Annotated in this window: 11 protein-coding genes; 2 read left to right on the forward strand and 9 right to left on the reverse strand. The window is 66.5% G+C overall.

Annotation, left to right across the window (positions count from 1 at the left end; translation table 11 throughout):
• Positions 1–7: 7 nt before the first annotated feature.
• The 3 genes from sucC to QM618_RS11335 all read right to left on the reverse strand — a co-directional run bounded on the left by sucC (position 8) and on the right by QM618_RS11335 (position 3,328).
• Positions 8–1,177: an ADP-forming succinate--CoA ligase subunit beta gene (gene sucC, locus QM618_RS11325; protein ID WP_428099062.1), complete on the reverse strand. Its 1,170-nt coding sequence runs from the start codon at positions 1,175–1,177 to the stop codon at positions 8–10.
• 121 nt (positions 1,178–1,298) lie between these two features.
• Positions 1,299–1,943 (reverse strand): response regulator, encoded by a 645-nt coding sequence (locus QM618_RS11330; RefSeq protein WP_428099068.1) that lies wholly within the window; start codon positions 1,941–1,943, stop codon positions 1,299–1,301.
• On the reverse strand, positions 1,940–3,328 hold the full coding sequence (locus QM618_RS11335) for a sensor histidine kinase (protein WP_428099076.1): 1,389 nt from the start codon (positions 3,326–3,328) through the stop codon (positions 1,940–1,942). The genes QM618_RS11330 and QM618_RS11335 overlap by 4 nt, the downstream gene beginning before the upstream one ends.
• 226 nt (positions 3,329–3,554) lie before the next feature.
• Here QM618_RS11335 and QM618_RS11340 point away from each other — a divergent pair, with 226 nt between their 5' ends.
• Positions 3,555–5,729 (forward strand): MMPL family transporter, encoded by a 2,175-nt coding sequence (locus tag QM618_RS11340; protein WP_428099081.1) that lies wholly within the window; start codon positions 3,555–3,557, stop codon positions 5,727–5,729.
• Positions 5,730–5,794: 65 nt separating this feature from the next.
• On the opposite strand, the gene QM618_RS11345 is transcribed toward QM618_RS11340, so the two are convergent.
• From QM618_RS11345 to QM618_RS11360, 4 genes are read right to left on the reverse strand one after another with little or no spacing between them, the layout of a single operon-like run.
• Positions 5,795–6,748 (reverse strand): L-lactate dehydrogenase, encoded by a 954-nt coding sequence (locus QM618_RS11345; protein ID WP_428099087.1) that lies wholly within the window; start codon positions 6,746–6,748, stop codon positions 5,795–5,797.
• Between the two features lie 27 nt (positions 6,749–6,775).
• Positions 6,776–7,372 (reverse strand): hypothetical protein, encoded by a 597-nt coding sequence (locus QM618_RS11350; RefSeq protein ID WP_428099092.1) that lies wholly within the window; start codon positions 7,370–7,372, stop codon positions 6,776–6,778.
• A 31-nt stretch (positions 7,373–7,403) separates the two neighbouring features.
• A complete protein-coding gene (gene pcrA / locus QM618_RS11355) occupies positions 7,404–9,764 on the reverse strand; it encodes a DNA helicase PcrA (protein WP_428099094.1) in 2,361 nt (786 codons plus the stop codon).
• A gap of 49 nt (positions 9,765–9,813) precedes the next feature.
• Positions 9,814–10,263, reverse strand: coding sequence for a hypothetical protein (locus QM618_RS11360; protein ID WP_428099097.1), 450 nt, complete (start codon positions 10,261–10,263; stop codon positions 9,814–9,816).
• Positions 10,264–10,333: 70 nt separating this feature from the next.
• On the opposite strand from QM618_RS11360, the gene QM618_RS11365 reads away from it, so the two are divergent.
• Entirely contained in the window at positions 10,334–11,032 is a 699-nt protein-coding gene (locus QM618_RS11365) for a hypothetical protein (protein ID WP_428099100.1), read from the forward strand.
• A 15-nt stretch (positions 11,033–11,047) separates the two neighbouring features.
• Here QM618_RS11365 and QM618_RS11370 read toward each other — a convergent pair whose 3' ends face one another.
• Together QM618_RS11370 and QM618_RS11375 are read right to left on the reverse strand one after the other, a co-directional pair.
• Entirely contained in the window at positions 11,048–11,698 is a 651-nt protein-coding gene (locus QM618_RS11370) for a response regulator (RefSeq protein WP_428099103.1), read from the reverse strand.
• Entirely contained in the window at positions 11,695–12,720 is a 1,026-nt protein-coding gene (locus QM618_RS11375) for a sensor histidine kinase (RefSeq protein ID WP_428099107.1), read from the reverse strand. Before QM618_RS11375 ends, QM618_RS11370 begins: the two co-directional genes overlap by 4 nt.
• Between the last annotated feature and the right edge of the window lie 122 nt (positions 12,721–12,842).

Below are 12,842 nucleotides of genomic sequence, written 5' to 3' on the forward strand. Positions count from 1 at the left end.
CAGCTCCTTACGCTGCCGCGGCGGCGAGCTCTGCGGCCTTGGCCGCGGCGCCGTCCATGGTGTCGACAATGGTCACGAGGGGGTGATTGGCGGCCGCGAGAATCGCGCGGCCCTCCTCAACGGCGTTGCCATCAAGGCGAACTACCAGGGGCTTCGACGCCTCTTCGCCCAAAGTCTCGAGCGCACCGACGATGCCGTTGGCCACCTCGATGCACGAGGTGATGCCACCAAAGACGTTGACGAACACCGACTTCACCTGAGGGTCGTTGAGGATCACATCGAGCCCATTGGCCATGACGGCCGCGGAGGCGCCGCCTCCGATGTCGAGGAAGTTCGCCGGCTTCTGGCCACCGAACGCCTCCCCCGCGTACGCCACAACGTCGAGCGTGGACATGACAAGGCCCGCGCCATTGCCGATGATCCCCACGGACCCGTCGAGCTTCACGTAGTTGAGGTCGAGCGCCTTGGCCTTCGCCTCGAGAGGGTCTGCCGCCGCGGCATCCTCCAAAGCAGCGTGAGCCGGGTGACGGAAGTCCGCGTTGGCGTCGAGCGTCACCTTGCCGTCGAGCGCGATGATCTCACCGCTCTCAACGCGCACCAGCGGGTTCACCTCAACCAGCGTCGCGTCCTCGTCGCGGTAGACCGCCCACAGCTTCTCGATCACCGAAGCAACGGCCGCGCGCAACTCCTCAGGGAATCCGGCCGCCGAGACAATCTCCGCGGCCTTGGCTGCGTCAATGCCAACCAGCGGGTCAACCGCAACCCTGGCCAAAGCGTCGGGCCGCTCAACGGCGAGCTGCTCGATCTCCATGCCGCCCTCAACCGAACACATGGCCAAGTACCGGCGCTCTGCGCGGTCAAGCAGCACGGAGAAGTAGAACTCCTCGGCGATCGCGGCACCCGCGGCGATCATCACGCGGTGCACGGTGTGGCCCTTGATGTCCATGCCGAGGATCGCCTCTGCGGCGGCCTCCGCCTCCTCGGGCGAGCGCGCAACCTTCACGCCGCCCGCCTTGCCGCGGCCCCCCACTTTCACCTGCGCCTTGACCACGGTGACGCCACCGAGCTTTTCGGCGGCGGCGCGAGCCTCTGCCGGCGTGGTGGCGACGATGCCCGGCAGCACGGGTACGCCGTGCTTCTCGAACAGATCGCGCGCTTGGTACTCGAAGAGGTCCATCCTGAAGTCCTTTGGCGTTCGGGGGCTGCGCTGCTGTGCGCTGTGGACAAGCCTAGCCGCGGCCCGACGGTCCACTCGCCCACGCGAGTTGGCTCACCCTGGAGCGGGGCTGGCTAAGGGGTCACGCGTCCCCCGGCGCCACGAAGCCGGATTCGTAGGCTGCGATGACCGCTTGAGTGCGGTCGCGAACGCCCAGTTTGGTGAGGATCGACGCCACATGAGACTTCACCGTCTGCACGGACACAAAGAGCTCCGCGGCGATCTCCTGATTGGAGCGGCCGCGCGCGAGCTCGCGCAGCACGTCGCATTCGCGCTCCGTGAGCTCGCTGAGGTCGGTGGGGACCGCGCTGGTCTGCGCAAAGCGCTCGATGACCGCGCGCGTGGATGCGGGAAACAGCAGCGACTCCCCCGCAGCCACAATCCGCACGGCCTCGATGAGTTCGCCCGGCGGGATGCGCTTGAGGACAAAACCCGCCGCTCCGGCCCGCATCGCGTCAAAGACGTACTCGTCAACTTCGAACGTAGTGAGCACGAGCACCCTGGTATCCACCCCGTTGGCGACGATCTCGCGAGTCGCGGAGAGCCCGTCCATCTCTGGCATGCGGATGTCCATGAGCACCACGTCTGGCGCGAGCTCGGTGACGACGTCTACGGCCTGCGCGCCGTCGCCCGCCTCGCCGACCACCTCCCAGCCTTCTTCCGAGCCAAGGATCGCGCGCAGGCCCATGCGCACAAGGGGGTCGTCATCGACGATCACGAGTCTCACGCGCTAAGCCTCTCGCGAAGCGGCGCCCATGGGGAGTCCGGCGCGCCATCCTCCGACAGCGCTGTGCCTATGGGCAGCAGCGCGAGCACCTCGAACGTGCCTCCCGGCCCCTCACCCGCGAGCAATGTCCCTCCCAAGAGCGTGGCCCTATCTCGCAACCCCGCGAGGCCGCTTCCGCGGCCGAGACTCGCGGTGCTCTCAGCGCGGGCGGCACGCGCAGTGCCGCGCGGGTTACGCACCAGAACCCCGATCGCGTCGCCGTCTGGAGCCACGGTCACCTCGACGGGCGCCCCTGGGGCATGCTTCGCGGCGTTCGTGAGGCTCTCCCTCACAATCGAGAACACCGCCCTGCTGACGGCTCCGTTCGCGCCACCGGCATCGATTGTTGCCCTGATGTCGAGTCCCGCTGAGCGAGAATCCTCAATCAGGCCCGGCAGCGCCTCCACGCCCGGAAGCGGCGCGAGCTCGTGGTCGGATGCCCCGCGCATGGTCGCGATGATGCGGTCCAGCTCTCCCATCGCGGCGCGCCCACGCTCTTCGATGGTTCGCAGAGCCTGGCGGGCAAACTCGGGATCAGTGTCAAAGACGTGGGCCCCTGCTCCCGCCTGAATGACCGTCATCGTGATCATGTGACCAATGGAATCGTGCAGGTCCTGATCGATGCGCACCCGCTCCTCGGCGAGTTGGGCCCGCTCGGTGGCACGGCGCGTCGCTTCCTCTCTGCACGGGCCAAGTGCCCACCGGGCAATCGGCTCGTGAACGGCGGCGAAGCCCCGCACTAGCCATGCCGCGCCCACAGCCAAGATGAACCCCAACGGGACGAGCAATAGCAGCCATGGGCACCACCACCAGGGCGCCTCGCCATAGAACGGTTCGCCCTGCCACGAGATGTCGAATACACCGATCTCGGACAGCACGTAGACCATCGCCTGGGTGAGAACCGCAACAGGAACCACAAAGGCGACAACCGCCACCACAAAGCCGATGGGCCCCAAGACGCCGCGGATCACGGTCCAGGCGAACACCCGCCACGCGTGGGTGTCGTGCATGCGCGCTCCACCCCAGTAGAAGGTGCGCTTCCACACGCCGCGAGCGCCGTCCGCACCAGGGCGGGGCGCCACGGGCTCTGGCTTGCCGATGCGCATGCCCAGCAGGCGGTTCGCTTGCCAGCGCTCCGCGGCGCCAATCCATCTCATGCTGAGCTGCGTGAACACAAGGATGGGGATACCGATCCACACGATCACCAGCGCGGCGCCCGTGACGTACATCGTGACGGACCAGCTGAGCCACAGCACGCCGGCAAGTAGGCCCACCAAGAGGTAAGCGAGCGCCTTCCACGTGCGGCCGGACCACAGCGCGGAGACGAAGGAACGAAGGCTTGACATGCGCCAATCGTGCCGGTTGTCGTCCATTCCGCACCACACCCGCAGGTGCGGATTTCCTCCTCCCCCATACGGGTGACCCCTGAGGGTTGATCCCCCATCCCGCGACCCCACAAATCACCCAAATGGCCCGCCGGAACCACTCTGTAGCGGGCTGTGGCACGAATACCCCAGTCCCTAGGTTCGAAGAGCCACCACCCGGGGTGGCATTCCCACTGAAGGAGGGGACATGAAACTGAGCCTCACTGGCAGGATCGCCCGAGCATCCGCCGCGCGACCTTGGCTCACCATTGGCGTGTGGGTGCTGGCACTCGCCGCCGCGATTGTGATGTCTGGCGGGCTCGGCGACGCGCTCGTGCAAGACGATAGGAACCTCGTCACCACGGAGTCCGACACCGCGGAACACCGCGCGGAGCAACTTCGCGGCAACGACGTTCCTGACACCGAGCTCGTGGTGGTGAAGTCCGCCGCCGCCGTCTACGGAGACGCGGAGTTCGACGCTGCGGTTGCTGACGCCATCACCGCTGTTGAGTCTGTTGATGGCGTCGCTGCCGTGTCACCTCCCGCGCCCGAGGCCGGCGGGGTGTCCGCGGATGGCCACGCGGCTATCGTCACGGTCACCCTCGACGCGGACGCCGCAGAGGAGACTGGCGAGGCTTTCGTGGCCGCGCTCGACAACGCGCAACCCGCCAACTTCCAGTATTTGCCGTTTGGCGAACAGTCCGCGGGCGCCGCGTTTGACGCCCTCGCAGAGGACACCCTCATGCGCGGCGAGGTCATCGGCATCTCTGTTGCGTTGCTGATCCTGGTGGTGGTCTTTGGCGCGCTCGTGGCGGCAGGCATCCCCCTGCTGGTTGCGCTCGTATCCATCACGGCCGCGATCGGCGCCACCGCGATCGTCGGCGGCGCGTTTGACCTCTCGTTCTTCATCATCAACATGATCACGATGATGGGACTCGCGCTGGGCATCGACTACTCGCTCGTCACCGTGCAACGCTTCCGCGAGGAGCTCGCGCACGGCCGCACGCCGCGAGAGGCCGTCGCCATCGCGGGCAATACCGCCAACCGCGCCGTGCTCTTCAGCGGCGGCATTGTGGTGCTCTCGCTCACCGGACTGCTCCTGGTGCCCTCGACGATCATGCGCAGCCTCGGTGCTGGCGCGATCATCGTGGCGATCATGTCCGTCATCACCGCGCTCACGCTGCTTCCCGCCGTGCTCAAGCTGCTCGGTCACCGCGTCAACAAGGGTCGCTTGCCTGGCGCTCACCCCGGCAAGGAGCCGCGCGCGTGGGCGGCCATCGCTCGCGGTGTCACCGCTAAGCCGCTTCTCGCGGCCGTTGGTGGCCTGACCATTTTGGTAGCCCTTGCCCTGCCGATGCTGTCCATGCGGCTCACCTTCCCCGGCACGGACGCCCTCCCGGAGGACAACACCTTCCGCCAGGCGGTGGATACCTTGGTCGATGACTTCGGCCACGGCAGGGACGAGACCTTCGTGGTGGTCACCAACGGCGACGTCACAGAGGTGGACGCCCTGGCCACGCGCATCGAGGACTCGGCTGCCTTCACGGGCACCCAGGTGGACTGGTACGGCGAGTCCGCGATAATCACCACGGACAACGTCTACGACGCCGCCGACGAGCGCGCCGCCGATGCCATCGGCACCATTCGCACCACGTGGGTGCCCGACGCTATGGCTGGCTCGGGCTCGCAGGCGTACGTCGGCGGTGAGCAAGCAGGCAGCGTCGACTTCACGAACCTCATCGCCGACGCGACACCCTGGGTGCTGCTGTTCGTACTCGGCACGAGCTTTGTGCTGCTGCTCGTGACCTTCCGTTCCGTGGTCATCGCGGGCACGGCCATCGCGCTCAACCTGCTGTCGGCGGCTGCGGCGTTTGGCCTCATCGTCGCCGTGTTCCAGTGGGGCTGGGGAGCCGATGTGCTCGGGATGCCACAAGTGGACGGCATCGCGCCATGGATCCCGTTGTTCCTGTTCGCGGTGCTCTTTGGACTCTCGATGGACTATCACGTGTTCCTCTTGAGCCGCATCAAGGAGCGTCACGATGCCGGCGACGACACCCGCACGGCGGTGATCCATGGACTGTCGCGCACCGGTTCCCTCATCACGGGCGCCGCACTCATCATGGTGGCAGTGTTCCTTGGCTTCGCGCTTGGCGACCTCGCCGAGTTCGCGCAGATGGGCTTGGGCCTTGCGGCTGCCGTCATCATCGACGCCACCGTGGTGCGGACCCTGCTTGTACCAGCCATCATGACGCTGCTCGGCAACGCCAACTGGTACCTGCCCACGTGGCTCGACTGGCTGCCCCAGATGCACATCGAGGCGCCGGAACACGGCGAGCCCGTGCTCGCCACCTCACCACAGGAAAAGGTGACGGTGCCCGCCTAAACCGGCACCAGCGTCGGCCCTGCGCTTGCCTTCCCAGGCAGCGCGGGGCCGTTCGCGTTCCTGAACTACTCCGCGCCGAACTTGACGGCGGTCTCCCGAATGGACCGGGCGGAAGACGCGAGCGCCGCGTGCTCGCTTGGCGACAAGCGCACCTCGACCTTCTGCACGATTCCGGCGCGGCCAACGATCGCTGGCAGCGACATGCACACCTCGCCAACGCCCGCAAAGTCCACGAGCGTAGACACGGGAAGCACGCGGTGCTGGTCGCCGAGAACGGCCTCGACGATGCGCGCGCCCGCCGCGCCAATCGCGTAGTTGGTGGCGCCCTTGCCGTTGATGATCGTGTACGCGGACTGCACCACGTCGTGGTGGATGCGCTGGCGGACTTCATCGGTCATCACGACCACGCCGTTCTCGTCCACCCACTCGGTGAGCGGGACGCCGCCAATGGTTGCGGAGGACCACAGCGCCACCTCGGAGTCCCCGTGCTCACCGGCGATGTACGCGTGCACGTTGCCAACGGCCACGTTGACCTCTTGCGAAATCTGGTGGCGAAGGCGCGAGGAATCGAGCACGGTTCCGGAGCCGAACATCCGCGCGGGGTCCGCGCCCGACTTCTTGATGGCCGCGTACGTCACCACATCCACGGGGTTGGTGACGAGGATGAAGATCGCGTTGGGAGCCGCCTCGAGCAGTGGCGGCATCACCTTGTCCATCAGCGAGATCGTGGCGCCTGCGAGCTCCATGCGGCTCTGGCCAGGCTGCTGCTTGGCGCCGGCGGTCACCACCACCACGTCTGAGCCTTCGACAACGGCCACGTCATCGGAGCCGAGCACCTTGGCCTCTGGCATGAACTGGATGCCCTGGGCAAGGTCAAGGGCCTCCGCCTCGACCTTTGCCTTGTTGATGTCGTACAGCGCAACGGTGCGCGCGAATCCGCGCATGAGCCCCGCGTACGCGAGCGTCGAGCCAACGGCTCCCGCGCCAACAATGGCTACTTTCGAGGTCTTGGCTTCCATGGGGGTCAGCCTAGTCGGAGGCCCGGCCTACGAAATGGCGAGGCAGACGGAGTCTTCGTCCGCCCCGGCACTGCTTGAGGCTCCTCCAGCCTGCACGGTGAAGCCAACGCCGGGGCACCACGTGCCGCGGAAGAGGCCAGAGTCGGGAAGCGAGGTGGGACCTTCGAAGGTCCAGGTCGAGTATGTCTGGTCTTCGTCGGTCTCCCCGGCATAGACCACAGCGTGACCGTCGCAGTCCGTGAACCAGCCACTTTGCACCAGTTGCGATGCCTCCGAGAACCCGTGATCGCACGTGGGGAGAATGACCCACGCGGACATCTGATGTGTTGCGTTGTTCCCACAGGCAGCCTTGCCGGGGCCAGACATCGCTACATGGTCGATCGTGAGGTCCCGAACCTCCGCAACGCCCCACGGGTTCAGGATGGGGCGCGCAACCGCGTAGGAGAACGTGCCGTCGAACGAGACGGCGGAGCACTCCTCCGAGCCCACCCCGGTGCTTGCTTCGGCGTGACCCACGGTCGACATTCCTGGCTCAACGACCACGGGCACCACGGTGAGCGCCACTAGCAACGCGATGACAGCGACGCCCGCGCCGATCCAGATCGACACCCTCTTCGCGGTCATGTGCCCCCCTCTATCCTCGGTTGCGCTAACGCTACAGCTTCTCCACCGGATTGAACCGGAGAAGCAGGCGCTTGACGCCCTCCGCGCCAAAGTCCACCTTCGCCGCAGCGCTCGCGCCACCACCCTCGAGCGCCACCACCTTGCCAAGCCCAAACTTGTCGTGGGTCACGCGGTCGCCCACCTCTAGCCCGTAATCGCCCGACGCTGGCGCACCACTCCCTCCAGGCGGGCTTGGGGGAACCTTGCGTGAGCTCACCGCCCCTGCCCGCGAGTAGACGTTGCCGTCATCGCGATCCTGGCTACCTCCGTAGCCCATTGAGGTCCATGCGCCGGAGCGGTTTGACGCGCGATCAGAGCGGGCGCGCAGCGTGGCCATCGATGTCTGGGATCGGGTCCAGCCAACGAGGTCTGCGGGGATCTCCTCCGCGAACCGGGAGGGCGGGAAGTACTGCGGGGCTCCAAAGCTTGCGCGCAACTCCGCGCGCGTCAGGAACAATCGCTGACGGGCGCGCGTGAGGCCAACGTACGCGAGTCTGCGCTCCTCTTCCATGTCCTTGGTGCTTCCCGATTCGATCGAGCGCGCGTGCGGGAACGTGCCGTCCTCAAGACCAACAAGGAAGACAACGGGGAACTCCAGGCCCTTCGCGGTGTGCAGCGTCATGAGCGTGACCACACCCCCGCCCGCCTCGGCGTCCGGGATCTGATCGGCGTCAGCCACGAGCGCGACCTTCTCGAGGAAGTCTGCGAGCGTGCCCTCCGGGTTCTCCTCGCTGAACTCCCTGCCCACCGCCACGAGCTCCATGATGTTCTCGATGCGGCTCGCGTCTTGAGGGTCCTCTGAAGCGCGCAGGGCGCTCAACATCCCTGACCGGTCCGCGATCGCGTCGAGCACCCCCGCGGGGCCGTTGTCCGCGGCCAAGGAGCGAAGGTCGTCCATCAGCGCAACGAACGCGTCGATCGCGGAGACCGACCGGTTGGCAATCCCCGCTTCCGAGGCAAAACGCAACGCGCGACCAAAACTGGGCAGAGCGTCGGACCGTGATCGGCGCAGCGCGTCGATGCCTTCAATGGCAACGTCACCGATGCCGCGCTTGGGAACCGTGATGGCACGGCGCATGGCAATGTCGTCGTCCTCGTTCACCACGGCGGCGAGGTACGCGAGCATGTCCTTGATCTCTTTGCGCTCGTAGAACCGCGTGCCACCAACGAGCTTGTACGGAATCTCCGCGCGAATGAAGCGTTCCTCGATCGAGCGGGACTGGGCATTGGCGCGATACATGATCGCGACGTCGCTCCAACTGAACTCGCCGGAGTCCGTGAGCAGGCGGATCTGTTCCGCGACGTACCGAGCCTCGTCCTGCTCGGTATCCGCAACGTAGCCGGTGATGCGTTCACCGGCCCCAGAGTCCGTCCACAGGTTCTTTGGGCGCCGGTCCGCGTTGTTTGCGATGACCGCGTTTGCCGCGCTGAGGATGGTCTGCGTGGAGCGGTAGTTCTGCTCCAAGTGGATGACCTCAGCGTCTGGGTAGTCCTTCTCGAACTCGTTGATGTTGCGGATGGATGCGCCGCGGAAGGCGTAGATGGATTGGTCCGCGTCACCCACAACCGTGAGCTCGCCGCGAGGTAGCGAGGGATCGTCGCCAGGCCCAACCAGCTCCTTTACCAGGATGTATTGCGCGTGGTTAGTGTCTTGGTACTCGTCCACGAGGATGTGCCGGAAGCGTTCGCGGTACTGGTGGGCCACCGTGGGGTTGTCTTGGATGAGGCGCACGGTCTTCACGATGATGTCGTCGAAGTCAACGGCGTTGGCGGCCTCGAGCCTGCGCTGGTACTCCGGGTAGGCGATAGCGGCGGCGTGATCAACGGAGTGCCTGCTCACGGTGTCCGCGGCCGCGAGCGCCACCTCTGGCGAGATGAGCTCGTCCTTGAAGCGGCCGATGCGCCCAAGGATGGACTTGGGCGTGAACTTCTTGGGGTCCAGGTCCAGCTCGCGCATCACGAGCTTCATGAGGTTCACGGAGTCGGCGGTGTCGTAGATCGAGAAGGAGCTGGTGAGCCCTGCAAGCTCATGATCCTTGCGCAGAATGCGAACGCACGCGCTGTGGAACGTGGCCACCCACATGAATCGCGCCTCGCCACCAACGAGCGCCTGCACGCGCTCGCGCATCTCCCCAGCGGCTTTGTTGGTGAACGTGATCGCCAAGATCTCATGGGGCCTAGCCCGCCCGGATTCCAGCAGGTGCGCAATCCGGTGGGTGAGCACGCGCGTCTTGCCGGATCCAGCCCCCGCCATGATCAGTAAAGGTGTGCCTGAGTGCAGCACCGCTTGGGCCTGCTGCGGGTTGAGCCCTGCGATCAGGGGGGAATCGTCGAAAGAGAAGAGCGCGTCCATGGCCTGATGAAGTCTAGGCGGTGGCGCCCACATGCCTTCGCGGGCGGTCCTAACTGGCGCGCGCGAAGGTACCGCAGTGCTCGAAGTGAACGAGAGCGCGCTCCGCCGCGGAGCGCACCTCGGCGTCATCGTCGTACTTCGCAAGCCCGAGCATGGCTCGCCACACCTCACGGTCCGCAGGCGCCTGGTGTGCCTTGGCGAGGATGGAGAAGCACGTAGCGGCGGCTGCCCGCACGTAAGGACGTGAGTCGCGCGCCAGCCCAAGCAGTTGCGGGGCGAGGGCCGCGAGCGCGCCTATACGTTCGGCGCGGATGGCCTCCGCGAGGCGCAACGCACCGGTTTCCGTTGGCGGCTCGTACTGGTGTTGGCCATTCCAGAACGCGACGGCGCGCAGAGGATCGCCCTGATCTCGCCTGAATGCACTGGGCAAATAGGCAATATCGACATACTTTGGGGCAACATGCGTGCTCACGGTGTGAGGTACGTCACTTTCTGGCATGGCCACAGATTACTCAGCACGCGAGATTAGGCAACCCCAGCGTCGGGCATGCGCGGACTAGCCTGAGAACGTGGCCAAACGCACAGACAAAGCCGTACCCGCAGGAGAGCATCGGTGGCCCGCGGTGGCGGCCGTCTTGGTCGCCACGGCGCTCTACGCGACGCTCCCCAACCTGATGCATCCGGCGGCGCATTGGGGTGTGGTGGCGATCTGCGTGCTGCTGCTCATCCCGCTCATCGCGATCAACCCCGTGCGCCTCACCAACGAGACCGCACTCGCCCGCGGCCTGTCGATCGCGCAAGCGCTGATCCTGTTTGTGGCGAACCAAGCGAGCGTGGTGTTGCTGGTGATTGCGCTCGTAGAGCCCGATCCGGATTCGGGGGCGCGGCTGCTGCTCAGTGCCGCGCAGGTGTGGGCAACAAACGTGATCGCGGTGGCGCTGGTGCTGTGGGAGATGGATCGCGGCGGTCCGTTCAAGAGGTGGTCAAACCCGCGCAGCGCCATCCCGGCGGCCGATCTGCGCTTCAGCCAAGACGAGGACAGGGATACCGATCCAGAGGTGCGAAAGGCCTCCGCGTTCAGCTCCGAGGACTGGCGGCCGCAGTTCTTTGACTACCTGTACTCATCGCTGAGCAACGCGATGGCGTTCTCCGCATCCGACTCGATGCCGCTCTCGCTGCGCGCGAAGGCTCTCATGGGGCTCGAGGCGCTTTCTGGGTTCGTCATCCTCGCGCTCGTCATCGCGCGCGCCGTATCGCTGCTGGGCTAGGCGCCGCAGTACCCGCTACGAAATCCCTCGCCTCGCGGCCCAGTGCGCCAACTCGTGGCGATTGGATAGCTGCAACTTGTGCAGCACCTTGCCCACGTGCGTCTCCACGGTTTTCACGGAGATGAAGAGCTTGGCCCCCACCTCTTTGTAGGTGTAGCCGCGCGCGATGAGGCGCATCACCTCTTGCTCGCGCTCCGTGAGCTTGTCGAGGTCCTCATCCGCCGCTGCGACCTCGCCGCCCGCCGCGTTGAACGTGTCGAGCACAAAGCCGGCAAGGCGCGGGGAGAACACCGCGTCGCCCGTCGCCACGCGCCGCACGGCATCGGAGAGATCAGGCCCGGAGATCGACTTGGTGACGTACCCGCGCGCGCCCGCGCGCACCACCGCAACCACGTCCTCAGCGGCGTCTGACACGGACAACGCCAACACGCGCGGCGAGGTAGGCGCACCCAGGATCTCGGCGAGCACATCGAGCGCGCCACCGCCCGTTCCCCCTGGCAGATGCACATCAAGAATGACAACCTCAGGCTTCGTGACGCGCACGGCCTCGATGGCGCCCTCGACATCGCGCGCCTCGCCCACCACGTCGATATCGGCGTCGAGCGACTCGCGCACGCCAACCCTGATCACATCGTGGTCGTCAACCACCACCACGCGCACGGTCATGTCGTCTCCTCTCGGGGAACGGTGATAGTCACTTCGGTTGGCTCGCCTGCGGCGGAACGGATGACGGCGTCGCCGCCGGCTCGCCGCACGCGCCCCACAATCGAGTTGCGGATGCCAAGCCGGTCCTCGGGCACCGCGTCGGGATCGAAGCCAGGTCCGCCATCGCGTACAAACACCTCGTAGCCTCCCGGCGTCACCTCGCCGTAGACGGAAATAGGCCCGACGCCGTGGCGGGCTGCGTTTGTCGCGGCCTCTCTCGCGGCACTCACCGCGGCGGCGAGGGCCGGGGTCGTGGGAACGTCGCCCACCGTGACCACCTCGATCGCCACGCCGTGCGCGTCCTCGACCTCGCTGATGGCGGCGGCGAGGGCGGCAACCACGGACTCGGACGGGGAGCGTCGCTCCTGGTAAAGATAGGAACGGAGGTCCCTCTCCTGGGCTCGGGCGAGGCGCGCAACCGTCTCCGGCTCGCTCGCGTGCGCACGGATAAGGGTGAGCGTCTGCAGCACAGAGTCGTGCAGGTGAGCGGCGATCTCCGCGCGCTCAAACTCGCGCACGCGCCGCTCGCGCTCCACGGTCACTTGGCGAATAAGCCGTAGCCACCATGGGGCAAGCAGCAGCGCGGTGGCGAGCATCGCCACCCCCACCACCACCCATGTCCGCACCAAAGGCGAGGTAGTGAACTTGCTCACCGCGAACAACCACACAGCAAAGGCGGCCGCGAGCAATCCCACGACGATGCGCAGCCACGCGTCGCGAGAGACCAGCGACATCACATCCGGCCGCTTGGCATCGCCGGCAACCACAGCGTCGAGCGGGCTCCACACCAGCACGAGCGCCGCCGCGTAGATGATCGCGGGAATCAGCCACGGTGGCACGGCGAGGTCGTCGCCTTGGCCAAGCGCCAACACGATGCCGGTGCCCACCATCGCGAGCCCCACGAGGGCGCGCCACCACAGCTTGGGCGCCGAAGGGCGCGCAAGCGGGCGAGCAACGCGAACGGAGCGTGGTGCGGCGGTCACGCGCCCATCGTCACATACCCGGAGGCTCCACGGCCCTGACCCAAGGGTTCATTCAGGGTGCAAATCAGGGGTTTACCTCATGGCGGGTGCCGCCGCGCCCAACGCAGACTTGCCGCAGACAA

The organism is Demequina sp. (assembly GCF_049841215.1).
Classification (GTDB): Bacteria; Actinomycetota; Actinomycetes; order Actinomycetales; family Demequinaceae; genus Demequina.